At 68.8% G+C, this 24228-nt stretch carries 22 protein-coding genes; 6 read left to right on the forward strand and 16 right to left on the reverse strand.

Annotated elements, in window-relative coordinates; all coding sequences use genetic code 11:
• Positions 1–79: 79 nt before the first annotated feature.
• Both HDC94_RS13005 and HDC94_RS13010 read left to right on the forward strand, forming a co-directional pair.
• Positions 80–772 (forward strand): class I SAM-dependent methyltransferase, encoded by a 693-nt coding sequence (locus HDC94_RS13005; protein WP_179498223.1) that lies wholly within the window; start codon positions 80–82, stop codon positions 770–772.
• Positions 773–775: 3 nt separating this feature from the next.
• On the forward strand, positions 776–2128 hold the full coding sequence (locus HDC94_RS13010; RefSeq protein ID WP_218870581.1) for a hypothetical protein: 1353 nt from the start codon (positions 776–778) through the stop codon (positions 2126–2128).
• Between the two features lie 67 nt (positions 2129–2195).
• On the opposite strand, the gene HDC94_RS13015 is transcribed toward HDC94_RS13010, so the two are convergent.
• The 6 genes from HDC94_RS13015 to HDC94_RS13040 form a co-directional block, all read right to left on the reverse strand.
• Positions 2196–2615, reverse strand: coding sequence for an ester cyclase (locus tag HDC94_RS13015; protein ID WP_179498225.1), 420 nt, complete (start codon positions 2613–2615; stop codon positions 2196–2198).
• Positions 2615–4222, reverse strand: a complete 1608-nt coding sequence (locus HDC94_RS13020) for an ABC transporter permease (RefSeq protein ID WP_179498227.1) — start codon at positions 4220–4222, stop codon at positions 2615–2617. Before HDC94_RS13020 ends, HDC94_RS13015 begins: the two co-directional genes overlap by 1 nt.
• Positions 4219–5385, reverse strand: coding sequence for a mandelate racemase/muconate lactonizing enzyme family protein (locus HDC94_RS13025; protein ID WP_179498229.1), 1167 nt, complete (start codon positions 5383–5385; stop codon positions 4219–4221). The genes HDC94_RS13020 and HDC94_RS13025 overlap by 4 nt, the downstream gene beginning before the upstream one ends.
• A gap of 15 nt (positions 5386–5400) precedes the next feature.
• Positions 5401–6447 (reverse strand): ABC transporter substrate-binding protein, encoded by a 1047-nt coding sequence (locus tag HDC94_RS13030; protein ID WP_179498231.1) that lies wholly within the window; start codon positions 6445–6447, stop codon positions 5401–5403.
• Positions 6448–6527: 80 nt separating this feature from the next.
• Entirely contained in the window at positions 6528–7322 is a 795-nt protein-coding gene (locus HDC94_RS13035; RefSeq protein WP_179498233.1) for an ABC transporter ATP-binding protein, read from the reverse strand.
• A gap of 18 nt (positions 7323–7340) precedes the next feature.
• On the reverse strand, positions 7341–8387 hold the full coding sequence (locus HDC94_RS13040; RefSeq protein ID WP_179498235.1) for an isopenicillin N synthase family oxygenase: 1047 nt from the start codon (positions 8385–8387) through the stop codon (positions 7341–7343).
• A gap of 223 nt (positions 8388–8610) precedes the next feature.
• On the opposite strand from HDC94_RS13040, the gene HDC94_RS13045 reads away from it, so the two are divergent.
• Positions 8611–9489, forward strand: a complete 879-nt coding sequence (locus tag HDC94_RS13045; protein WP_179498237.1) for a hypothetical protein — start codon at positions 8611–8613, stop codon at positions 9487–9489.
• 183 nt (positions 9490–9672) lie between these two features.
• Complete coding sequence (locus tag HDC94_RS13050; RefSeq protein WP_179498239.1) at positions 9673–14133, forward strand: glycoside hydrolase family 97 protein; 4461 nt, start codon at positions 9673–9675, stop codon at positions 14131–14133.
• 174 nt (positions 14134–14307) lie between these two features.
• Here the strand turns inward: HDC94_RS13050 and uraH are convergent, their stop codons facing one another.
• Both uraH and uraD read right to left on the reverse strand, forming a co-directional pair.
• A complete protein-coding gene (gene uraH, locus HDC94_RS13055; protein WP_179498241.1) occupies positions 14308–14631 on the reverse strand; it encodes a hydroxyisourate hydrolase in 324 nt (107 codons plus the stop codon).
• Positions 14628–15110 carry a 2-oxo-4-hydroxy-4-carboxy-5-ureidoimidazoline decarboxylase gene (gene uraD, locus HDC94_RS13060; RefSeq protein WP_179498243.1) on the reverse strand — a complete coding sequence of 161 codons (483 nt, stop codon included), beginning with the start codon at positions 15108–15110 and terminating at the stop codon, positions 14628–14630. Before uraD ends, uraH begins: the two co-directional genes overlap by 4 nt.
• A gap of 16 nt (positions 15111–15126) precedes the next feature.
• Here uraD and HDC94_RS13065 point away from each other — a divergent pair, with 16 nt between their 5' ends.
• A complete protein-coding gene (locus HDC94_RS13065; RefSeq protein ID WP_179498245.1) occupies positions 15127–15672 on the forward strand; it encodes an NTP transferase domain-containing protein in 546 nt (181 codons plus the stop codon).
• A gap of 124 nt (positions 15673–15796) precedes the next feature.
• On the opposite strand, the gene HDC94_RS13070 is transcribed toward HDC94_RS13065, so the two are convergent.
• From HDC94_RS13070 to HDC94_RS13105, 8 genes are all read right to left on the reverse strand, one after another.
• Entirely contained in the window at positions 15797–17014 is a 1218-nt protein-coding gene (locus HDC94_RS13070) for an allantoate amidohydrolase (RefSeq protein ID WP_257021665.1), read from the reverse strand.
• 13 nt (positions 17015–17027) lie between these two features.
• Positions 17028–18251: an alanine--glyoxylate aminotransferase family protein gene (locus HDC94_RS13075; RefSeq protein WP_374757274.1), complete on the reverse strand. Its 1224-nt coding sequence runs from the start codon at positions 18249–18251 to the stop codon at positions 17028–17030.
• A 160-nt stretch (positions 18252–18411) separates the two neighbouring features.
• Positions 18412–19953 (reverse strand): AtzH-like domain-containing protein, encoded by a 1542-nt coding sequence (locus HDC94_RS13080; RefSeq protein ID WP_257021666.1) that lies wholly within the window; start codon positions 19951–19953, stop codon positions 18412–18414.
• Complete coding sequence (locus HDC94_RS13085) at positions 19946–21004, reverse strand: acetamidase/formamidase family protein (protein WP_179498253.1); 1059 nt, start codon at positions 21002–21004, stop codon at positions 19946–19948. Before HDC94_RS13085 ends, HDC94_RS13080 begins: the two co-directional genes overlap by 8 nt.
• Positions 21005–21013: 9 nt before the next feature.
• Positions 21014–21724 carry a sulfate/molybdate ABC transporter ATP-binding protein gene (locus HDC94_RS13090; RefSeq protein WP_179498255.1) on the reverse strand — a complete coding sequence of 237 codons (711 nt, stop codon included), beginning with the start codon at positions 21722–21724 and terminating at the stop codon, positions 21014–21016.
• Positions 21721–22545: an ABC transporter permease gene (locus HDC94_RS13095; protein WP_179498257.1), complete on the reverse strand. Its 825-nt coding sequence runs from the start codon at positions 22543–22545 to the stop codon at positions 21721–21723. The genes HDC94_RS13090 and HDC94_RS13095 overlap by 4 nt, the downstream gene beginning before the upstream one ends.
• Entirely contained in the window at positions 22523–23296 is a 774-nt protein-coding gene (gene modA / locus HDC94_RS13100) for a molybdate ABC transporter substrate-binding protein (RefSeq protein WP_308495729.1), read from the reverse strand. Before modA ends, HDC94_RS13095 begins: the two co-directional genes overlap by 23 nt.
• A complete protein-coding gene (locus HDC94_RS13105; protein ID WP_179498259.1) occupies positions 23293–23694 on the reverse strand; it encodes a molybdopterin-binding protein in 402 nt (133 codons plus the stop codon). Before HDC94_RS13105 ends, modA begins: the two co-directional genes overlap by 4 nt.
• A 78-nt stretch (positions 23695–23772) precedes the next feature.
• On the opposite strand from HDC94_RS13105, the gene HDC94_RS13110 reads away from it, so the two are divergent.
• On the forward strand, positions 23773–24201 hold the full coding sequence (locus HDC94_RS13110; RefSeq protein WP_179498261.1) for a nitroreductase/quinone reductase family protein: 429 nt from the start codon (positions 23773–23775) through the stop codon (positions 24199–24201).
• Positions 24202–24228 lie beyond the last annotated feature (27 nt).

Raw genomic sequence — 24228 nt, forward strand, 5'->3', positions numbered from 1 at the left:
GAGGGATACGGGGGCGGTCGTCCCCACCTTGTAAGGTTTGCCGGGCCACCTCGCGTCCGTGGCTTTCTACGCTCGGAAGATGTCATCACCCCTCCTCGCGGGGCCAGCTCACGGCACCTTCGGTCTCGCCGCCGACCACCCCTACGAGCTCGCCCTGCGCGACCCACAGCGAGACGTGCGCCTGCACGAGTTCGGCACCCGGGCAGGGGGTTCGAGGGCGGCCAGCCTGGAGGTGTCGCGGTACCGAGGCGCCCCGGACACCGTCGACCGCGACATCCTGACGCGCACACGAGGCGGGGTCCTCGATCTCGGATGCGGGCCGGGACGACTCGTCGAGGCTGCCGTGCAGGCCGGCCGGCGGGCGCTCGGAGTGGATGTCTCGGCCACCGCCGTGGCACTCGCCCATGAACGCGGCCTCCCGGTGCTCCGTCGGTCGGTCTTCGATCCGCTCCCGCGTGAGGGATCATGGGGCACCGTGCTGCTGCTCGACGGCAACATCGGGATCGGTGGCGATCCTACGACCCTTATCGAGCGGTGCGCGAGCCTGATCGACGCCCAGGGGCTGCTGGTGGTGGAGACGCACGCCGCGGCACGACGTGACCGGCGATTCACCGCCAGGCTCGTGGACGACCTGGGGCGGGCGAGCCTCCCGTTCGCGTGGGCCGAGGTGGGCGCGGTGGCACTTCGTCGGCACGCACGACAGGCCGGACTCGTCGTGTCGTCCCAGTGGTCGGCTGGTGGGCGCGCCTTCGTCGCGCTCGCCAGGGGGTAGACCGTGCCGGGCGGAAAGGCCACCACCACCACCCCGATCCGCGCGAGGTCTGCGTGGATCGGGGTGGGTGTGGCATCCGCACTCATCGTCACGGCTGTCGCGATCCCCGCGCTGACCGCCTGGGAGGTGTGGGCCAACCACTTTCCGCCTCTGCACGCAGAATGGGCTCCGCACGTGGGCCCCGGCACCATTCCCGCGATCGTTCTCGCGATTCTCGCGGCACGCTTCGCCGTCGATCTGGCTGCGCGGCTACCGTGGCGCGGACTGCTTCCCGCCGCCTTCGGAACCGCCGCGCTCTGGCTCGCGAGCCTCGCCCTCGTCGACGGCCCCTCCGGCCTGGGCGCCATCCTCGGGAGCCGTCACGAGTACCTGCGGACGGCCAGCACCATCAGCGACGTTCCGGCCTTCCTGGCCGACTACATCGCCCACATCCCGCTCGACTCGGTAGATCACTGGCCCATCCACATCGCGGGCCACCCACCCGGGGCGGTGCTGTTCTTCTGGGTTCTCGTGACGCTTGGCCTCGGCAGTTGGCCTGCCGCGGGAACGGTCGTGCTTCTGCTCGCGGCCACGGTGCCCGTCGCGGTGCTGCTCACCCTGCGTCGGCTGGGGGCGGATGACGCGGCTCGCCGTGCAGCACCGCTCCTCGTGTTCGGGCCCGCCGCGATCTGGATGGCCGTCTCCGCTGACGCCATGTTCGCGGCCTTCGCCGCGTGGGGCCTGTACCTTCTGTCGGTCGCGGCCACCGCGAAGCGCCGGCGGGTCCTCGCCCTGGGCGGGGTGGGGTCGGGGCTCGTTCTCGGGTACTGCGTGTTCCTCTCCTACGGCCTGCCGCTACTCGGCGTCCTGGCGGTCGCGATCCTCGTGATCGCGCGATCGTGGTGGGCTCTGCCGTGGGCGCTCGGGGGCGCGGCGACCGTCGCGCTGAGCTTCGCGGCGGGCGGCTTCGCGTGGTGGCAGGCCTACCCCGTGCTGGTCGAGCGCTACTGGGCGGGCATCGCCACGCGGAGGCCTGCGGGCTACTGGATATGGGGCAACCTCGCCGCACTGTCGATCAGCGCGGGCCCGCTCGTCGGTTCCGCGGTCGCCGGCGCGGTCGCCCGAGTGCGGCGCTGGCGGGAGTGGACGAGCGGAGACCGGGTGGTCGTGCTCCTGACGCTGGCTGCGGCATCCACGATCCTGATCGCCGACCTCTCGCAGATGAGCAAAGCCGAGGTGGAGCGCATCTGGCTGCCGTTCGTGCCCTGGCTGCTCGTGGGCACCGCCCTGCTACCCGAACGCTGGCGCCGAGGGGGTCTCGTGCTGCAGGTCACGTTCGCGCTCATCGTGCAGCACCTGCTGCGCACGGGGTGGTGAGCGCCGCTGAGCCGCAGCACGGTGTGGGAATCAGCCTCAGTCCACCTCCGTGAGGTGCCTGGGAGGGTTACTCAGGGTAATCGAGCACCCCGAGTTGCTCGTACACGCTGAGGCCATCCCACAAGGACTGGCACGAGACGATGAGGCCGTCCTCCACCCGGAAGATGTCCATGCCCTCCATGGTGATGACGCGACCCGTTGCTGCCACCGATCCGTAGGGGCCCACGTGGAGACCGGAGGTGCGCCAGTGCAGCGCGACCTTGTCACCCTCGGCGATGAGGTCGAGGATGTGCGCTTCGACCTCGGTGAACGCGCCACGGTAGCGGGCGACATCCTCTCGGATGGCATCGAGCGTCGAACTCTCGAAACCCGTGACGGCGACCGAAGCCGACGGCGACCAGCACTCGTCGATCGCAGTCAGGTCGTCGCGCACCCAGACGCGCTCGTGATACTCGCGCACGATGTCGGCATTGGTGAGAACGGGCATCAGGCTCCCCAGCGTTGGTGGATTCGGCGGTCGATCCAGCCGAAGACGGTGAAGACCAGCAGTGACAGCAGCACGATGAGGATCGCCGCACCGAATGCGGGCGCCATCGTGAGCAGGCGGTACTGGTAGGTGAACTCGACCCCGAGGCCGGTGGTTCCGATGAGCGATTCGCCGATGACAGTGGCGATGATCGCCGAGCTCGCCGCAATGCGCAGGCCCGTCGACATGTGGGGCAGGGCGCTCGGGAGGCCGATCCACCGGAACGTGGCGGTGGCGGATGCCCCGAGCGAACGCGCCACGTCGCGGTGCTGGGGCAGCGCCGCATCCAGACCCGACCTCGTGTACACGAAGGCCGGCAGGATCACGAGTACCGAGGCGATCACAACGACCGTGCTGTCCCGGTAGCCGAACAAGCGTGCGAGGAGCGGGAACATCGCCACGAGCGGAGTCGCCGTGAGCAGCACCATGGCGGGCACGACGAGCCCGGAGGTGAACGTCGATAGCCGCGCGACGATCGCTAGCACGACGCCGACGGCGACGCCGAGGAGCAGGGCGAGCGAGGCAGTCGACAGGGTCTGACCGACCAGCGTCGCGTACTCGAGCGGCCGCGACACGAGGTCGGCGAAGACGGCGGCAGGCGCCGGCACGATGAGTGGCGAGACCTTGCCAACCGTGATCCACAGCTGCCAGGCCCCGATGAGCACCACAGCGATACCCACGACCTCGAGCGTGGTCTGGATGACACGAACCCGGGTCGTCCGCGTGTCCGGCTCGCTGCGCGACACGATCCCGACCCCGTAACGCCGACGCAGCACCCACTGCGCGAGCGCGGCCACGCCGAACGCGACCATTCCGCCAGCGGCCGCGAGCACCGACGCCGCCCACAGCCGCTGAACGTCGCCGCCCTGCATCCCAGAGATCAGCAGCACCCCGAGCCCGGTGGATGACCCGTACCACTCGCCGTAGATCGTGCCGGCGAGTGCGGCGGGGGCCGCGAGCTTGAAGCCCTCCGCGAGGGACGGCAGTGCCCGGGGAATCGTGAGGAGCGTCGCGGTGCGCCATCCCGAGGCGCCCAGGGAGGAGAAGAGGTCGCGCAGCGAACCCTCGCTGGCCGAGAGCCCGACCGAGATGGAGACGAAGAAGTAGAAGTAGACGGCGAGCGCGGCGATGGCGACCGGCCCGCTCTCGCGGCCCGCGACGACGAGCACGACCGGCCCGACGGCGACCCAGGGAGCCGAATTGGCGAGCGCTGCGAACTGGTCGACGATGCGTCGCAACGACCGCACCTGGTGCGCGAGGAGCGCGGAGATCGCCGCGAGCACACCACCGATGACGAGCCCGATCGCGGCGGCCGAGAACGTGGCGCCGGCCGATCTCCAGTAGAGGTCTCGGTACTTGTTGTCGAAGACGGTGGCGACGGCCTCCCCCGGCGTGATGACGAAGCCGTCGGCCAGACCCGCGCGCCCAGCGATCTCCCACGCGGCGAGCAGCACGAGAACACCTGCGGCGTAGGCGCCGGTCGTACGTGCACGCCCCCAACCGGCCCACGGCCTCGGCTGCCGCGCTCTGACGAAGACAGGCGCTGCCGTGCTGGCGATCTCGTTCATGCTGGTTCTCCTGTTCCGCGTTCGTGCTGCGGAAAAACGTCGGCGTAGGTCTCGCCCGGGATGTACGGGAAGCGCTCCGCGATGTCGTCCGGCACCTCGACGCCGAGGCCGGGCCCGGTGGGCGGTGCGAGCATCCCGTCGCTGATCGCGCTGAGGGCGAGCGAAGGGCTGAGTTCGTCGACGAGCGGCTGGTACGGGTCGATGTCGTACTCGAGCAGCGGCACGGATGCCACACTCGCCCAGTGCAGGTTGGCTGCGAGCCCCACTGCCGTCGGTCCCCCCACGTGCGGATACACCGCGATGCCCGCCTGCGCTGCGAGGTCGGCGATCTCGAGGCTCGCGAGGATTCCGCCGCAGATCGAGGCATCCGGTTGGAAGACACCGGCGGCCCGAGTTCGTGCGAGCTCGCCGTACTGCCGCGGCGAGAAGACCCGCTCCCCCACCGCGATAGGGATCGGGCTCCGTTCGGCAAGCCACGCGAGCTCCGCGGCCCGATACTGCGGAAGAGGCTCCTCGAAGAAGAACACACCGAGGTCGGTCAGCTTCTCCGCGAGTGCCAGCGCCGACCGCGCGTCGTGGAACCAGTACGAGTCGACCCCGATGCGCACCGACTCCCCCACGTGCTCACGCACCTGGCGCACCACGTCGACGTCCGCCTCCTGCGTGCGGCCGAGTCGAACCTTCACAGCACCAAACCCGGCGGCGAGCGCCTGGTCGAAGTACTCGGCATGCCACTGGCCGGATGCCTCGAACATGGTCGTGCCCGTTCCGTACAGGTCCAACGCCCCGCCGTCGCCGCCGAGCAGCTGCCAGACGGGCGCATCCACGGACCTGCCGAGGATGTCCCACAGCGCCATCTCGATCGCCCCGATCGTCTGCGACGTGAAGCCGTCCCAGCCGAGGTAGCCGTCCATGCGCGCGTGCAGGTCGGCCAGGCGCGCCCGAATCGCTCGGGGCTCCTGGCCGACCAGCGCCGAGGCGCAGATGTCGGTCACCGCCGAGGCGAACACTGTGGGGTAGCTGTGTCCCCAGTTGGTGCTCGCCTCGCCCCACCCGGTGATACCTGCGTCGGTGTCGATGCGCACGAGCGCGAAGCTGCGCGACATCGGCGGGTCCGACTTGCGGTAGCCGAGGATGACGGGGGTGACGGCGGTGATCTTCATGGAGTGGGCGGAGCCTTACTGGCCGTGCGCGGCTTTCATGTACGAGGTGTCGACGAAGTCCGCGACATCCGGCAGGTCGGTCTCACCCGCGGCGAGGTAGCCCGCGAAGACCTCGTTCTCCATGTACTCGGGGTCGACGCTGAGGATGCCGTTGGCGTCCGTGTAGTCGCTCTCGATGAAGGAGATGTAGCCGTCGTTGGCCTCGGTCGCGAAGGCCTCGTCGAGCCCGCTGTCCTTCGCGTACTCGTTGACCGTGAGGTCCACCGCGATGGACGGGTCGGCCATGTTCGCCTCGGTCGCCGCGATGAGCGCCTTGAGGGCCGCGATCACCTTGTCCTCGTTCTCCTCGAGGTAGGCGCGGGAGGCGAAGATCACGTCGCCGTAGGCCTTGAGGCCGAACTCGGAGAAGGTCTGGTCCGTGACATCCGTGCCGGCCTGTCGAAGCTGGATGGGCTGGTTGGTCGCGTAGGACGTGATGACGTCGACCTCGCCATCGACGAGCGGCTGCGGGTCGTAGCTCATCGGCACGAAGGTGTAGTCGGGCTCGAGGTCGTTGATCTTGAAGAGCGCGTCGATGCGGATCTGGTCGCCCTGGATGCCACCGATGCGCTTGCCGACGAGGTCCTCCGCGGTCGAGATGTCCGTCGAACTCAGCCACGTGTACGACGAGGGCGACTGCTGGTACATCGCACCGATCACGACGTAGTCGGCGCCCTCCTCGTTGGCCTTGATGAGCTGGAGTTCGTCTGAGGCGATGCCGATGTCGGCCTGGCCAGCCGCGAGCACCTGGGCAACCGCCGGCGTGTTGGGGCCGCCGTGGACGATCTCGATGGAGACACCCTCATCCTCGAAGTAGCCCTCGCTCTCACCGACGTACAGGGAGGCCCACTCGACGTCGGCCACCCAGTTGACGGCGAAACGCACGGGGCTGTCGTCGACAGCGGATTCGGATGTCTCGGCGGGAGCCGCGCAGGCTGCGAGCAGCCCTGCCGTCGCGACGGCCGCGAGGGCCGCCGTCAGCTTTCGTCGGGTGATGCGGTGGGTGGGGGCTGTGGTGACCATGGGAACGCCTTTCGTGGATGGTGCCGGGAAGGAACGGTGCTGGTTCTGGCGGTGCTGGGTGGTGGTGTGCTGTGTAACGGTCATGCGGGAATCGCGGCCTGTGAATCGATACCGAGGTGGTGCTCGACCCGGGCAACGAGGTCCACGAACTCGGGGCTCGTGAGCTGGTCGGCGCGTCGCGGCTTCTCGATCTCCACGTCGACGCGAGCAACGATCTGTGCCGGCCGGGGACTGAGCACGATGATCTCGTCGCTCAGGAGCACGGCCTCAGTGATCGAGTGCGTGACGAGGAGGGTGGTCGTCGGCTGGCTCTGCCAGATGACGGGCAACTCGAGGTTGAGGCGGCGGCGGGTGAGCTCGTCCACCGCCCCGAACGGTTCGTCGAGGAGGAGCAGCCGGGGCTGGGTGACGAGGCACCTCGCGATCGCAGCGCGCTGCCGCATCCCGCCGGAAAGCTGCGCCGGCCGCGACTTCTCGAAGCCCTCGAGACCGACGAGCTTCAAGAGGTGCGCGATGCGTTCGGCGTCGGCCGGCCTGCGGGTGAGTTTGAGCGCGAGCGAGAGGTTGGACTCGATGCTGCGCCACGGCAGCAGGGCCGGGTCCTGGAACGCCACCGCGATGTCCCCGCGAGCGCGGTAGGCGTCGGGTGACTCACCGTCGATCGTGACCGAGCCACTCGTCGGGTGGTCGAGTCCCGCAATGATGCGCAGGAGGGTGGACTTGCCGCAGCCCGACGGGCCGACGAGAGCGGTCGTCGTGCCGGGGCGAAGCTGCAGGTCCAGGCTCGCGATCGCGTCGACGGCGCGCACTCCGGACCCGTACTGTTTGCCGACGCCCGCGACCTCGACGCGGGGGCCTTCCGTTGGTGAGGTCATTGCTGCTCCCATCGGTATCTACTTCGCGGAGATCACGCGGGCGCCCTCGCGCTCCGCTTTGGTGTTGAGCACACCGGCCCGAGTGCCCGCGAGCTTCGCCCGCATGTGCTCGGTCGCGGTCACGGGCTCGTAGAGCGGTGCCTCGCCCTCCGCGAGCAGCTCGGGCAGCGGCTCGACGATCGCGTCCCAGTTGCAGCCGTGGAAGTAGGCGACGCTGCGACGACGGATGATCGTGCCGTCGATCACGGGCGGCTTCACCCGATGCAGCGTCGACATCCAGTGCTCGTTGGTCCACCGTGCGGTGATGTCACCGAGGTTGATGAGCAGTGCACCCTCGTCGGGCTGCACGTCGTGCCATCCGCCGTCCGTGCCGAGCACCTGGAGCCCCCGCACGCGATCGGCCCACAACACGGTGATGACGCCGAAGTCGGTGTGCTCACCCATGCCCCGAAGCTCGCCGTCGAGGGTGACGTTCATGCCGGGCGTGAGCGCGTAGTTGTTCATGCGCATGGTGCCTGTGGCGTGCTCGAACGCGGCGTCAAAGAAGTCGGTGGGCAGCTCGAGCGCGTCGGCGCTCATCCGCATGAGGGTCTGGGAGACGGCGCGCGCGTGCTGCATGTATGTCTCGACCCGCTCCCGGAAGAGCGGCACATCCGGCCACACGTTCTGCTGGTACTGCTCCTCGAGCAGGTCGTCCGCGTCGTAGTCGTCGACGGTGAGCCCGACGTTGAACGCCTCGAAGAAGTCATTCATCTTGTTGGCCGGCTCGACGCCGAGGCTCAGGCTCGTGGCCTCCGACTTGGGCGGCGAGTACCCGCGATTGATGCCGGGAGGGGTCTGGTACTTCTTCTTGGCGTCGGGCTCGAGGCCGACGAAGAAGTCGTCGGATGCCGCGGCGAGCCCGTCGATGACGTCTGCGGGTATGCCGTGCCCGTGCACCTGCACGAAGCCGACCTCGCGGCAGGCCGCGGCGAACTCGCGGGCCACACGGTCGCGGGCTGCGGCGTCATCCGGCGAGCCGGAGATGTAGGGAGAGATGTCGATAGCGGGAACGCGGAATGTCATGGTCGGAGCTTCCTCAGAACGGAGTCGGTTATGGGCGGTCGTGAACGACCACACACTTCCCGTCTTCCGGTCATGGCTCGAACGAGTCGAGGCTCCCAGAACACCAAGTGACAGGTACTACTGTCGCGGCGCGCTGTTACGCGCCTGTTTCATCGTGGTTACTCGGTCGTAAAGGTTGGCCCCCTTGGGACTTTCGCCTCTGGTCGTCAAGCATGCTGGAAGGGTGAGAGTCGGCGAGGGGACGAAACCGTGGCTGCGCGCGCCCGCGGTGGAGTTCGTCGCGGCCTTCGCGGAGGGCGGTTCGCTCGCCCCGCTGACCGAGTGGGTGCGGTCGGCATCGCCACGTGCCGACCTCCACCTCTGGTCGGACAACCAGGCCCAGATGCACCGCGCGCGCATCGTCTCCGGCACGATCGGCATCCTCGACATCGACTGGTCCCCGGTGCGTTTTCAGGTGAGCGCACGACGCCCGTTCACCAAGCTCGCTGCGGTGACGCTCGACTCGTTCTGGCACCCGAACTCGGCCTCGGCGGGGCCCGTGGCGCGCGCGGTGACGTTCGCCTCGCGGGCACTCTCGGAGGTGTCATCCCGCACGCACTTCGCAGTGAATGCACTCGGCCGGTTCGGGATGCTCACGCAGGACTACGCGCCCCTCGTGTCGGGCCCGCTGACGGATGCCACGTCCGTCGTCACCACGCAGGAGGCGCTGCTCCCGGCACCCATCCCCGGCGGCGCACCGTTCTTCTCAGCGGCACCGGACGCGGTCGTCGCCGACGAGCACGGACGACTCGAGCTGGTGCGCGCCTACACGTCCCGCGCGCCGGAGCTGCGGTTCGCGGCGGCCCAGGCCCACGTGGACCTGGAGCTCTTCGGATGGTCGGGCGACGAGCAGGTTCGGAACCTCGAGCGGATCGCGGCATCCCGTCGTCTGCTCGGGCTACCCACCGTCAGCCGCCCGCTGAGCGATGCACCCGCCCGTGCCCACGTTCTGGTGGAGGCTGGTGCATCCGATCGACTCATCCAGCAGTACGAGGCGGTGCGCTCTCGCTTGATCGATCGCGGCGTTCTCGACCCCGATGCACTCCGGTTCACCGTGCTGTAGGACTCGTTCGCGCCGGCATTCACTTTCACGGGGGAAGTGTTCACCTCGCGGCGAGACGTTCTTCATTCGCTTGCAGGCGCTGAGTCTCCCACCGCCAACACTCTTGCAGCGACCCAGGCCGACTCGCGGGCCGAGCAATGCTCCCCGGAGGGTCGCCATGCGCATTCCCTCACGGAGATATTCATGCCCCTGCAGCAACTGTTGTCCGCGCGACACCCGCGCTCGTTCCTCGCCGCGGGACTCGCGGCCGCCCTCGTGGCCGTCGGCCTCACGTCCGCGATGCTCGCGGCCCCGGCATCCGGGCTGGAAGGGTCCGGCACCGCCGAGAGCCCCTACCGGATCAGCGACGACGCCGGATTCCGGTCGTTCATCGACGGAGTGAACGCGGACACGGCGGGCACCGCCGCCGCTGCGGCAAGCTACGCGCTGGCGTCCGACATCGTGCTCACCACCCCTGTGCCCATGATGAACAACTTCGCCGGAGTGCTCGACGGTGACGGGCACACCGTCTTCGGCCTGACCGTCGACTTCTCGACGTCGACCGCCTACACGACCTCGAGCGGAGTCAACCGCTCCGCCGCCCTGATCTACAACAACCGCGGCACGGTCAAGGAGATCGGCTTCAGCCAGGTCTCGATCAGCGGCACCAGTTCCGCCGAGAGCCAGACAACGGCAACAAAGAAGGCCACCGTCGCCGCGCAGAACTACGGTCTCATCGACCAGGTGTACGTGCTCGGCAGCGTCGACGGAGGATGGCGCACGGGAGGAATCGTCGCCGACAACTTCACCGGCGGCACGATCAGCAACAGCTACTTCCGTGGAACGGTGCACTCCGGTTGGGAGGCTGGCGGCATCGCGGCCCGCAATGACAACGCAGGCACCGAGCGCATCACGAACGTGTGGGCCGGCGGCACGTTCGTCACCGAAACGCGCAACATCGGCGCGATCAGCGGCTACAGCTACAGCACCGCCACGATCTCCGGCGCTGTGGCCCTCGCGGGCACCGTCGCGCAGGGCTCCGGCCAGTCGGCCAACAACATCGGCCGCATCCTCGGACAGAACAACACGAGCGTCGGCAACAAGGGTGCGACCCTCTCGAACAACCTCGCGCTCTCGACCAACACCGTCGGCGGTGCGACCGTGACGGGCACGGCGACCGACCGACAGGGTTTGGGCAAGACTGCGACGGAGCTCGCCCAGCAAGCCACGTACGAGGCCATCGGCTGGGACTTCTCCACGATCTGGACGCTCAGCACTAACGGTGAACCCCACCTCAAGGCCGTCGCGGAGCAGACCACTCCCCCCGTCATCGAGCCGACGAACCCGCCCACCGAGGAACCCAGTGACTTCGCAGCACAGGTCGCAACGACGAGCCCCGACGGACTCACCGTCGCCACAGTGTCCACCGACGCCGCCGGAACCCTGAGCTACAGCGTCACCCAGGACGGCGTCACCGTCGTCAAGCCCTCCACGCTCGGCCTCGTCGTTGACGGCAAGGACTGGGGAACCGCGGTCACGCTCGGCACCCCCACGACGTCGACGACGGATGCCACGTACCCCCTGATCGGCTTCCACGACACCGGTCGCGACCACCGCAACACGAGCGTCATCCCGCTTGTCTCCGCCTCTGGCAGCCTCGTCTCCGTCGAGGTCCGCGTGTTCGACGCGGGTGTCGCACTCCGTTACGTGCTAGACCCGTCGCTCGCTGGCACCGTTGTGTCGAAGGAGAACACCACCTTCGCGTTCGACCCAGCGTCGACGCTGAACTACCAGGTCGTGACATCCAGCACCATTGACGACCTGCAGAACTCGTTCAGCCGCGGCACGTTCGGATCGGCCGGGAACCAGAACATCACGGTGCTGCCGACTGTCCAGACCACCGACGGTCACGTCGCCAACATCACCGAGGCCAACGTGCTCGACTGGCCGGCTATCGCGCTGAAGACCACCCCGTCCGGCAGCATCTCGACCTACTACTGGGCGACGGACAACGGTCAGGGCACCTTCACGGTCAAGCCGCAGACGACGCACTCGCCGTTCCGTGTGATCACGATCGCCGACAACCTCAGCGATCTGACCAACTCGGACATCGTGACCGCGGTGAACGACCCCATTGATGAGACTGTCTTCCCCGGTGGTGACTTCAGCTGGGTGAAGCCGGGCACCAACTCGTGGTCGACCCTCTCGACCAACGACCAGACGCTCTCGGGCATGCAGGCACTCATCGACGCGGCATCCGAAGCCAAGATCGACGGCATCCTCATCGAGGGCAACATCACGCACTCGTCGTGGGGTTCGACCACCGCTGAGCGGTTCGCCAACATCAAGGCCCTCGTCGAGCGCGGAGCAGCAAAGAGCTTCCCCGTGTCGGTGTGGCTCTGGACGGACTACGACAAGGCCGCTGGCGTCGACACGACATTCACGAGCACCGTCACCTATGACAGCGGAAGCCCGTACCCGCAGGTGAGCCTGCAGAACCCCGACCTGCGCGAGGCCTACCTCGACCTCGTCAAGGCGACGGGAATTGCCGGCCTCAAGATCGACCACACGAACGAGGAGACGGAGACAAAGGTCAACTTCTTCCGCGACACGAACCGCGACATGGCTGCGCGCCAGCTCATGGTGATCTACCACAACCCGCTCGAGCCGACCGGCCTCAACCGGACATACCCCAACGAGATCGGCCGCGAGGCGATCAAGGGCCTGCAGTCGGGCTACGACGCGAACCAGAACGTGCTCGCACCGTTCACGCGACTCGTTGCTGGCACTGCGGACTACACGCCGCTTCTGCTCTCGGGTTCGGGCGGCAACGTCACGTGGGCACACCAGCTCGCCTCGACGCTCGTGTACTCGATGCCGTACCTGCAGATCTCGGAGCGACCGTCGTACATCGCCCCCGGCGGTCAGTACCACGACCTCCTGGGCGACGTCATCGCCAACATGCCCACCACGTGGAAGCGCAGCTGGATGCTTCCGCAGAGCTCCATCGGCGGCCTCGCGGCGGTCGTGCGCGAGACCTCGGACGGCGAGTACTGGATCGCGGCAACGGCTGGCACCACGGCGCCCGGACAGCTGTCGATCCCGCTCGACTTCCTCCCGGAGGGCACCACGTACAACGCCGATGTCTACACCGACAAGAGCGCGTCAACGAGCATGGACCGCGCCACCTCGACGGTCGACCGCTCCACGACGCTCACCCCGACGGTCAAGTCGGGCGGAGGCTTCGTGGTGCGCATCACGACGAAGGCCATCGACAACCCCCTCGGCGAGGGTGGCTCGAACGCCTACTCGATCGACGACGCCGCGGACCTGGCGCTCATCGCCCAGCACCCGATGGCGACGTTCAACCTCACCGCCGACATCACGCTCACGGAGCCGTGGACGCCCGTTCCGCTGTTCCTGGGCACGATCAACGGCAACGGCCACAAGATCTCGGGCCTCGAGGTCGCAGGCTCCGAGTCGAAGGCGTTCATCGTGAGCAACTCCGGCACGATCCGACAGCTCGGCTTCATCGAGCCCGTCTCGAAGGTCACGGGCGGATACGTGCAGTCCACCCGTGTCGCGGCCGTCGCCGTGAACAACAGTGGGCTCATCGAGCAGGTCTTCACGATCGGCGCGGATGTCTCGGGCGGCTGGCGCACGGCCCCCATCGCCGCGGAGAACACCGGAGAGGTGCGCGACAGCTACACGGCGGACTCGACGGTCGTCTCCAACTGGGAGGCGGGAGGCCTCGTCGCGTGGAACTCGGCATCGGGCATCCTGACCAGGAACTACGTCTCGGGGGCCGACGTGAAGGCTGACGTGCAGAACGGTGGCATCCTCACCGGCTACGGATACACGGGCACGCGCGTGGTCGGCAACGTCGTGATGAGCGGGTCGGTCACGACCGTGAACACACCTCGCGCCCGCATCCTCGCCCGCGAGAACGGCACGCCGACCTACTCCAACAACCTCTCGCTCGACACGGCGACGGTCAACGGAGCGGTCGTGACGGATGGCACGGCCAGCAACCGCAACGGAGCCAACCGCACCGCGCAGCAGCTGGCGGAGCAGGCGACCTACGAGGGCATCGGCTGGGACTTCACGACCGTGTGGACGATGGACGCGCAGAATGCCCGCCCCGTGCTCACGGCCGTGTCCGAGACGGTAACGCCGGAACCCTCCAGTGGCGACCAGATCCTCGAGGTTGACGTGCCGGAGCAGCTCCCCGGCGAGTTCGTGTGGAGCATCGACGGCAGCAACGAGCTGATCGACCTCGGCACGGCAACGGCCCAGGGCGACCACTTCGAGGCAGCCGGCGCGATCAACCCGATCCGCGTGACCGACACCCGCACTACTGGACCGGCCTGGTCGATCGCGGCCCAGGTCGGCGACTTCGCCGCCGGTAGCGACACCTTCTCGGGCAAGTACCTCGGCTGGACGCCGCAGGTTGTCGAGGCGGGCGGTGGCGCCGTTGCTGGTGCTTCGGTGCAGTCGGGCTTCGATGGCGGCGACGGCCTCTCGGTTCCGTCGGTGCTCGGGTCCGCGGCATCCGGCCACGAGCGCGGATCGGCACGCATCGGTGCTGACCTGCTGCTGAAGCTGCCGGTGGATGTCACGCAGGGCACCTACACCGCGACGCTCACGCTCACCGCGCTGGGCTAGCCCGGTTGCGCGCAACGGGCCGGGGGTGCTGCGGCGCTCCCGCCCGTTTGCGTTGCACGGCCCGTCGTCGCATCCCAAATGCAGGAGATCGGAGCCACCCGCGCTGCAACGAGGCGGGTCTCAGCTGCAGCATCCCCAAATGTCCTGCATTTGGGACTACAACGGCGGAACCGCTCAGCTGCCGCGGTAGGTGCTGTAGCCGAACGGGCTCAGCAGGAGGGGCACGTGGTAGTGCGCGTCGGCGTCGGCGAGGATGAAATCGACCACGACGCGGGGGTAGAAGCTCTCGCGGCCCGAGGCCTCGAAGTAGAGGCCGGTGTCGAACTCGAGACGGTAGTCGCCCACCGCGAGGAGCTCGGGGCCGAGGTCCGGCACGCGGCCGTCGGGGTTGGTGACGGCGCGAGCGATCTCGCCGTCGGGGCCGGACAGGATGACGGGCACACCCTCCGCGGGGCGACCGAGCGCGGCATCCAGCACGTGTGTGGTGACGTGGCTCATGCGGCATCCCCTCCGAAGAGTTTCTCGAGGCGCAACAGGGCGATGTCGCGCAGTTGTTCGCCAACGATGGCGAGTTCTGTGGCGTCGTCGAGTTCGAGCCGACGATGGATCTCGGCGAGGATCTCGGCGCGACTGCGACCGGCGGCGCGGATGATGAAGACACGCCCGAAGCGCTCCTCGTAGGCACGATTACCCGCGGCGATCTCGTCGGCGAACTCGGTATCAGCGCCCTGCTCGGCGCGGCTGAAAGCCTGCGACGTGCCCTCGCCCTTCGGCTTCTCACCGATACGCGGGTGGTGGGCGATGGCCTGCTCGATCTCGTCAACGCTCAGCGGGGTGGCCGCGTCGTAGGCGACGGCGAGCAGCACGTCGAGCGACTCGAAGGGCGCGAGGGATGCCACATCCTGCACCCAGCGCGGAACCGCGAGACTCGCGACCAGCCCCTCACGCAGCGCGGTGTCGGTGACGTTCAGGGCCATGTGTATAACTGTACCCATGGCGGGAATCACCGGGATCGTGCTCGCCGCTGGAGCCGGAACTCGGGCCGGCGGGCCGAAGGCGCTGCGGGTTGACGCCGACGGAACGCCGTGGATTTCGCTCGCCGTGGACGCGCTACGGAGCGTGACACACGACGTGATCGTCGTGCTGGGGGCGGCGCCCGATGCCCCCGTGCCCGTGGGTGTGCGAGTAGTCATTGCGGCCGAGTGGGAGCGTGGGATGTCGGCGTCCCTGCGTGCCGGCCTCGAGGCGGTTCCACCCGGCGACGGCACACTGGTGACGCTCGTGGACCTGCCCGGGATGCCAGCATCCGTCGTCGAACGGATCGTCGAGGGGGCCTGGCCGGGGGTGCTACGGCAAGCCGTGTACGGCGGGCGGCCGGGGCATCCGGTGCTCATCGGGCGGGACCACGTGCGGTGGGCGGCCGAGAGCCTCGACGGCGACCGCGGCGCGCGCGCGTACCTGCTGGAGCACGGGGTCGACGAGGTCGAGTGCGGCGACCTGTGGGATGGCGCGGACGTGGACCTGCCTCCATCCCGCTAGTGCCCTCGCCGGAGTGATCACGCGTTTCTCCGGAGCCTTCGGCCTCGGGTCACACGCGCCACATCAACTTCCGCGAAGAACCGCGGCGTGGGAAACCGACCCTCCGGAAAAGAGTGAAATGAACCTACGCGGGGGCGGAACTACCCGCAGCCAGGGCCAGCACCGTTGCCTCGTAGGCGTCGAGGGCTGCCGCCACGTCCGCCTTCGTGACCGACTCGTCCGGGTGGTGGCTCACGCCGCCCTTGCAGCGGATGAAGAGCATCGCGATCGGCGCCACCGCGGCCACAGCCATCCCGTCGTGTCCGGCGCGGCTCCACATCGACATGGGCTCCTCGTCGCCGGTGGCACGGATGCCCGCCTCCACCGCCGCGCGCAGGTCGAGGTCGCACACCGTCGCGTCGGCGCGGTAGAGCTCCTCGTGGTGGAACTCCAGCCGTCGGCGTGCGGCGATCTCGCGCGCGGCGTCCCAGATCAGGCGGAGCGCGTCATCCCTGTCCTCGTCGAACTCCGCGCGCAGGTCGAGGCTGAACTCGACCCGCCCCGGGATGACGTTCACACCCCCCGGAAACACCTCCATCTTGCCGACGGTGCCGATCACGCGCCGCTCCTTCGAGATGCGCTCGATCTCCACGACGAGCTCGCTGGCGCCGACGAGCGCATCGCGTCGCCGGTCGTACGGCGAGCCGCCAGCGTGCCCGGCCTTGCCCACCATCGTCAGCTCAAACCTCCGAGCCCCGGCGATGGATGTCACGACCCCGAGTGCCTTGCCTGCGTCCTCAAGCCACGGCCCCTGTTCAATATGCGCTTCCAGGTATCCGACGAACTGCTCCGGCCTTCTGAAGGCCCCCGGAAGCCGCGCGGGGTCCAGCCCGAAGTCCACGAAGGCTTCCGCGAGCGAGATACCCTCCTCGTCACGGAGGTTCCACCAGTCGTCGTCCCACTGGCCGGAGAGCGCGCGGCTGCCCATGAGGGCATTGCCGAAGCGGGTTCCCTCCTCGTCGCTGAACGCCACGAGTTCCAGGGCGAACGGCAGCTCGGCCGCCCGATCGCGCAGCCGGCGCGCGACCTCGATCGCGAGCAGCACACCGAGCATCCCGTCGTAACGTCCTGCGTCGGGCACGGTGTCGATGTGAGACCCGAGCAGAAGCGCGGGGAGGCCGGGTTCGCGACCCTCGAGCCGACCGCACTGGTTGCCCGCGGCATCCTGCCAGGTCGACAGGCCAGCCTCCTCCATCCACGAGGCGACGAGTTCGTTGGCCGCCTTGTGCTCCTTCGAGAGATGCACTCGCACGAGGTGGTCCGGGTCGGCGGAGATCGCAGCGAGCTCGTTACTGCGATCCATAATGCGCTGGGCATCACCCATAGAAGTCCACCGCAGCCCCGACGCCACTGCCCGCCGTGATCGGCACGCCGCCGGCGCGAAGCACCTGCTCGAGCGTCGCGAGAGTCGTGAGCACCGCATCCCTGCGCGTGTTGTAGCCCATCACGCCGATACGCCACACCTTGCCGTGCAGCGGACCGAACGACGTGCCGATCTCGATGCCGAAGTCGTTCAGCATGGCAGCACGCGCAGCATCGCCGTCGATGCCGTCGGGGATGTACACGCCGACCACGTTGTTCATGCGCACGGACTGGTCGCCGAACAGGCGGAAGCCCATAGCGTCGAGCCCCGCGACCATCGCCCCACCGTGGAGGCGGTGCCGCTCGACCGCGTTGGGGATCCCCTCCTTGACAAGGAGCCGAGCGCATTCGCGCGCTCCGTAGAGCATGCTCGTGGCCTCGGTGTGGTGGTTGAGCCGCTTGGGTCCCCAGTAGTCGAGGATCTGACTGAGGTCGAAGTAGTTGCTGCGGATGGGGTGCGCGCTCACAGCGTCCCCCTCCGAACGGATGCCCGCCTCGATCGACTTGCGGGAGTTGATGACCTCCACGGCAGCCGGCGACATCGTGATGGGCGCACTGCCCGACGGACCGCCGAGGCACTTCTGCAGGCCAGCGGTCACGACATCGAGCCCCCACTCGTCGGTCTCGAAGGTGTTGCCGGCGAGGGACGCCGTCGTGTCGGAGTACAGGAGAACACCGTGGCGCTGGCAGATCGCGCCGAGCTCGTCGAGCGGCTGGGCGACCGTGGTGGAGGTGTCACCGTGTACGACCGCGAGCACCTTGGGCTTGTGCTCGATGATGGCAGCCTCGATCTCGCCCGGCGTGAAGACCGTTCCCCACTCGCGTTCGATGACACGTACATCGGCCTGGGCTCGTTCCGCGATCTCGCGCAGGAGGTGACCGAAGCGCCCGAAGATCGGCACGAGCACGATGTCGCCCGGTTCGAGGAGTGAGACCAGGGCGGCCTCGATGCCGGCTCGGCTCGTGCCATCCACCAGGAGGGTCGCCTCGTTGCTGGTGCGGAAGACACCGCGGTAGAGCTCCATCGTCTCGTTCATGTACGCCGTCATCGCCGGGTCGTACTGCCCCACGAGCTGCGCCGACATCGCCCGAAGCACGCGCGGATCGGCGTTGATCGGGCCGGGGCCCATGAGCAGGCGCGGCGGCGGGTTGATGGGCTCGGCTGGCATGTGCCCCATCGTATTCTCCGCGTGCTACGGGAATGTTACTGGGATCAACATTCGCCGTTTCACTCTTCTCCGGAGCTTGTGGGTGCTAGTCACACCGCCCACACCGAGCACCGCGACTTTCCAGGGGTGTGGAAAACAGCCCTCCGGAAAAGAGTGAAATGGAACGGGGTCAGAGGAGGCGTGTGTGCAGCAGCTCACCCATGGCGATGAGGGCGATCTCGCTGTTCTGCGGACCGACCAGGCACAGGCCAACGGGCGCCGGCAGAAGTGCTCCCGGCTGCGGAACCGACAGCACCGGCACGCTCAGCGCGGGTCGTCCGGTGATGCCCGCGATGCACGTGAGGCGCATCGTCCCCTGGCGTGTTGCCTCGATCTCCGCGGGGTCGGCGAGCGCGCTCGGGGCGGCGGATGACGCGGAGGGCAGTAACAGCACCCGCTCCCCCAGCGCCTCCTCGAGCCGCGCCCGGGCGTGCACGAGATCGGCGCGCGCCGCGGCCTCCTGCTCGGGGGTGACGAGGGCTGCGGCGGCGAAGCGCCCCGCGACATCCGCCCCCAGGGCCTCGGGATGCTCGGCAACCCACGCCCCGTCGGACTCCCACGCCTCGGCGGCCTGCACCGTGCGGAAGATGGCGAGCAGCTCGTCGATGTCACCGAGGTCGACGGTGTCGAGGTCGTCGCCAACAGCATCGAGGAAGGCCGCCCGCACATCAGGCTGCGCGTACTCGAGCAGCGCAGGAGCGACGACGTGCGAGCCGGCCGGCGCGTGCGAACGCAGGCTGGCACCGGCCGCTCCCTTGAGCGCGGCGGAGGTACGCGTGAGCCACCCCACGGTGTCGAATGTGGGCGAGAGCGGGAGCAGACCGTCGACCGGCACGGCACCGTGCGTTGTGCGGAGACCCCACAGTCCCTGGTAGGAGGCGGGCACTCGGATCGAGCCACCCGTGTCGGTGCCGAGTCCGATACTCGCCTGCCCGAGCGCGACAGCGGAGGCCGGCCCGCTCGACGAACCACCCGGCAGTCCCCCGATCACTGCGGGATTGGGCGGGGTACCGTAGTGCGCGTTCTGGCCAGCGATCGAGTAGGCGAACTCGTCCGTCTGGGCGATGCCCGTGACGCTCGCGCCCTCGTCGAGGAGGTGCTGCACGGCAGGTGCGGTCGCGTTCTCCACGGGAGCGTCGGCGAGCCAGGTGGGGTTGCCCGCCCCGATCCGCTGGCCCTCGATCGCGAAGAGGTCCTTGACCGCGATGGTCTCCCCCACGAGAGGCCCGTCGGTCGACCCCGCGACGAGCGGGCTGCCGATCACTCGCCACACGCGAGGGTCGATCGCGGGGGCCGGCAGCGAGACGTGAGCCTCCGTGACCCTCCACTCCCCGTCGATCCGTCGCCAGAGCTGCGACTGCTGCCCGCGGCCCCCGGTGCGTGGCGCGGTGATGGCGATCACGAGGGCCGCGTCATCCGTGACCTGCCGAACCTCGACGTGCAGGATGTCACGGGCTGGCGCCCCACCTCTGCCCTGGCGGAACTCGCTGATCGCGTCGTGCCCGACGAGGATGCCCGACGCATCCCCGCGCAGGGTATCGGGCCCCGGCGCGAAGAGCCGATCGAGCGCTGGCAGGTCGTTGGCCATGAGGGCGCGCTCGTACTCCCAGAAGGCCCCTTCGAGAGCCTCAGGGAACGGGGTCGCCTCAGGGAACGCGGTGTGCTCAGTCAAAGTCGGCCACCCTGATTCGGGCGTGCACGCCCTTGACGAGGTCGACGACCTGGCTGATGTTGAAGTCCGTCGCGGCGCTGAGGTACGCATACGCGTGTTCGGCGTCCATCCCGAAGCGGGCCTGGAGGAGCGCGATCGCCGCGCGCACGCAATCCTGCACCGCGACGTCGAGGTCCTCGTCGAGTCCCGTGGGGATGAGGTACTCGCTCGTCTCAGCAAGGGGGCCGGCGAGCGCGCCGAACTCGCGCAGCGCATCCTCGTGGGCGACCACCTCGAACCGGATGGTCGCACGCAGCGAGGCCTCCATCGCGGTGAGCGCGACCTCCCCGTCGCCCTGGGCGAAGTGCGGGTCCCCGACGTAGGCGAGCGCGCCGTCCACCTGCACGGGAAGGTAGAGCGAGGCGCCCTCGGTCAGAAGGTTGATGTCGATGTTTCCCCCGTGACGACCGGGTGGCACCGAGTGCGCGCGGTTCTCCCCCGGGACGGCGACACCCATGATGCCGAGAAAGGGCGCGAGCGGGAACCGCACGCTGTGCTCGGCCCCGAGCCTGCGGGGGAAGGTGCCGCGTCCCTCCGCGTCGACGCCCGCGAAGACGCTCACCGTCTCGCCGTCGACGGGGTAGTGACCGGAGAGCGCCCCGCGCCCGTGGCGGTTCGAGACCACGCCATACGGCACTCGTTGCACCGTCTCGACGACGGTCATCCTGAGCAGGTCACCCGGCCGCGCTCCGCGCACGCGGATGGGCCCGGTCACGACGTGCGGGCCGAACTCCCCGCGGGAGCGGTCGGATGCCGCGAGCGCCACCGCATCGTCCAGCACGAGTTCGCGCGGTACCCCGAAGCTCCCGAAGAACTCGACGGGGTTGCGTCCCTGGTCCTCGAGGATCCCCTCGTGGCTGATCGTGTCGATCGTGACCTCGGTTCCCGGGTCGATCGTCAGGACCGGGTCATCCGTCTCGCAGGGCAGCTGCCCCCAGATCACGTCGGTTGGCTCCGCCGGGAGGTAGGTCGCGGAGCGAATCGGCCCGTGACCGGGCTGCAGGGCATCCATTGGCCCACCCTATTGCGTCGCCTCAGCGGCTCCCAAAAGCCGGGTGATGTAGGGGGTCGCGGGATGCCGCGCCAGCTCGTCGACGGTGCCGCGCTGGGTCGCACTCCCACCCTCGAGCACGATGACGTCGCTCGCGAGGGCCCGGACGTCCGCGACATCGTGGGTGACCACGATCGCCACGCCACCCCAATCGGCGAGGTACCGCGCGAGCTCGGTGCGCACGTCATCGCGAACCTCGACATCAAGGGCGGCGAGCGGCTCGTCGAGCAGCAGCACCTCGGGATCCCCCGCTAAAGCGCGAGCAAGCGCCACCCGCTGGGCCTGGCCGCCCGAGAGCTGCGACGGCCGGCGATCCGCGAACTCCCGGATGCCGAGGCGCGCGAGCCACTCGAGGCCGCGATCCCGTGCGACCGCGCGGGGAACGCCCTGGACCCGCGGCCCGAATGCCACGTTCTCGAGCACGGTGAGGTGCGGGAACAACAGGTACTCCTGGAACAGGTAGCCGACCCGCCGCTCCTCCACGGGCATCCCGAGCAGCTCACGGCCACCGACCGTCACGGAACCCGATGCGGCCACGGTGCCCGCGATCGCCCCGAGCACCGTCGACTTTCCCGCCCCGTTCGGCCCGAGCACACACAGGGTCGCGCCGGGTTCCACCGTGAACGACAGGGAGAGAGTGAACGATCCACGCGTCACGTCGAGGGCGGCCTCGAGGCTCACGCCGTCACCCCCGGAACCCAACGGTCACGCAGGCTCACGAGCACGATCACGCTCACCGCCATCAAGAGGAGGGAGAGCGCGATCGCGGAATTCGGGTCGGTCTGCAACTGCAGGTAGGTGGCGATCGGCAGCGTCTGGGTGACGCCGGGAAAGCTGCCGGCGAACGTGATCGTCGCGCCGAATTCCCCGAGCGCCCGCGTGAAGCAGAGCAGTGCCCCCGCCGCGACGCCGGGCGCGACGAGTGGCAGCGTCACCCTGCGGAATACCGTCCACCGTGACGCACCCAGCGTCGCGGCGACAACCTCGAAACGACGGTCGGATGCCCGCACAGCACCTTCGACAGCGAGCACCAGGAACGGCATCGCCACAAACACCTGCGCGATCACGACGGCAGCCGTTGTGAAGGGGATCGTGATGCCGAACCACACATCGAGCCACCGCCCGATGAGCCCGCGTCGGCCGAGCAGGAGGAGCAGCGCAACACCGCCGACCACGGGCGGGAGCACGAGCGGCACGGTCACGAGGGCGCGCAGCAGGCGTCGCGGAACGGCGGGCCACTGAGCACTCCGGGCGAGCACGAGCGCGAGCGGGATGCCCAGCACGAGTGCGATGAGGGTCGAGAGCACACCCGTTCCGAGCGAGAGCCCGAGTGCCTGCAGCACCTCGGTGCGCGACAGCAGCTCGGGCAGCTCGGCCCACGGCGCTCGCACCACGAGTGCAGCGAGAGGCAATCCGAGCAGGGCAATCCCGACGGCCGCAGGAATCCATAGGGCGGGGGCGAGGAATCCCCGCCCGCGCCTACGGGGCGCCGAAGCCGTCATCGGTCAGGATGCTCGTGCCCTCTGGCCCGAGCACGAACTCGACGAACGCGGCCGCAGCCGCAGGGTTGGGGGCCGCGAGGAGAACTCCGATCGGGTAGCTGCTGACGGCATCCACCGCCTCCGGGAACTCGATGCCCTCGACAGTGGCCCCCGCGGCGAGCACGTCAGTGCGGTAGACGAGCCCGGCATCCACCTCGCCCAGTGTCACCTTGGTCAGCACCGCCTTGACGTCCTGTTCGTAGGTGTCGACGGCGGGCGTGATGCCCGCCGCGCCGAACACGGAGTCGGCGGCGGCACCGCAGGGCACCTCCGCGGCGCACACCGCGATGGACAGGCTGGGGTCCGCGAAGTCCGCGAGCCCGGTGATGTCGCCGGGGTTGCCCGCCGGCACCGCGATCTCGAGGGTGTTGGTCACGAACGGCGTGGGGTCGTCGATGAGCCCCTCGTCGGCGACCGTCGCCATCGTGGTTCCACTCGCGGCAGCGAAGACGTCGACCGGCGCACCCTCCACGATCTGGGTGGCGAGACCGGAACTGCCTCCGTAGTTCAGTACGACCGTGACATCCGGGTGCTCGGCCTCAAAGGCGGTTGCGATCTCGTCGAAGGAGTCGGTGAGGGATGCCGCGGCGAAAACGGTCACGGTGCCCGAGAGGGCATCTCCCGAGGGCGCAGGCGCGCTCGTCGCGCACCCGGCGAGAATGATCGACGTGGCCGCGGCAAGCACAGCCGGAGCCAGACGCGACGTGGTCACGGGAGCTCCACCACCACGTTCGTGGCCTTCACGCTCGCCGTCGCGAGCGACCCCGGCTCGAGGCCCAACTCGTCGGCGGCCTCACGGCTCATGAGCGACACGATCCTGAACGGGCCGGCCTGCAGCTCGACCTGGGCCATGATGCCGTCCTTGGTCACCTTCGTGACGACCCCCGTGATGCGATTGCGGGCGGATGCCCGTGTCTGCGGAAACGCGGAGGCAAGAGCGGAATCCGCCGCGAGCTCCTGGGCGAGAGCCGCAACCTGGGCACCCTCGATCACGGCAGCGCCATGCTCACGCTGGTTCAGCGTGAGTCGCCCGGAGTCCGCCCATCGGCGCACGGTGTCATCGCTCACGGCGAGAAGCGCGGCAGCTTCACGCACGGTGAAATTCGTCATGATTTACCGCGTTTGCGACTCATGTGCTAGATACTAGCCGCGACTGCGTCTCGTTCGCACTCGCGGTAGCCTCAACTCATGCCCAGTACGTTCTCCATGAAGGCGATGAACGCCATCCACCGAGCGATGATTGCCGTCACTGGCGGCCGAGCCGGGTGGAACCTGCGCGGGATGCCCGTGGTCGAGCTGACCACGACCGGTAGACGTAGCGGCGAGCCCCGCACGAGCATGCTCACGAGCCCACTTCGGATCCACGGGAACGAGGTCGTGGTGGCATCCCGCGGCGGTGACGACGCGCACCCCGCATGGCTCCTCAACCTCGAAGCGGAGCCGAACGTACTGGTCGCACAACAGGGCGGACAACCTGAGCCGCGTCGAGCCCGCGTTCTCGAGGGGGGCGAGCGCGCCGAAGCGTGGGAGCGCATCGTCGAGCGCCACCCCCACTACGGCGGCTACCAGAGGAAGACCTCGCGCGAGATCCCCCTCGTGGTGCTCGAGCGCCCGTAGGCGCGACGCGCGAGCTAACCCCGCAGA

Source organism: Leifsonia sp. AK011 (assembly GCF_013410945.1).
Classification (GTDB): Bacteria; Actinomycetota; Actinomycetes; order Actinomycetales; family Microbacteriaceae; genus Rhodoglobus.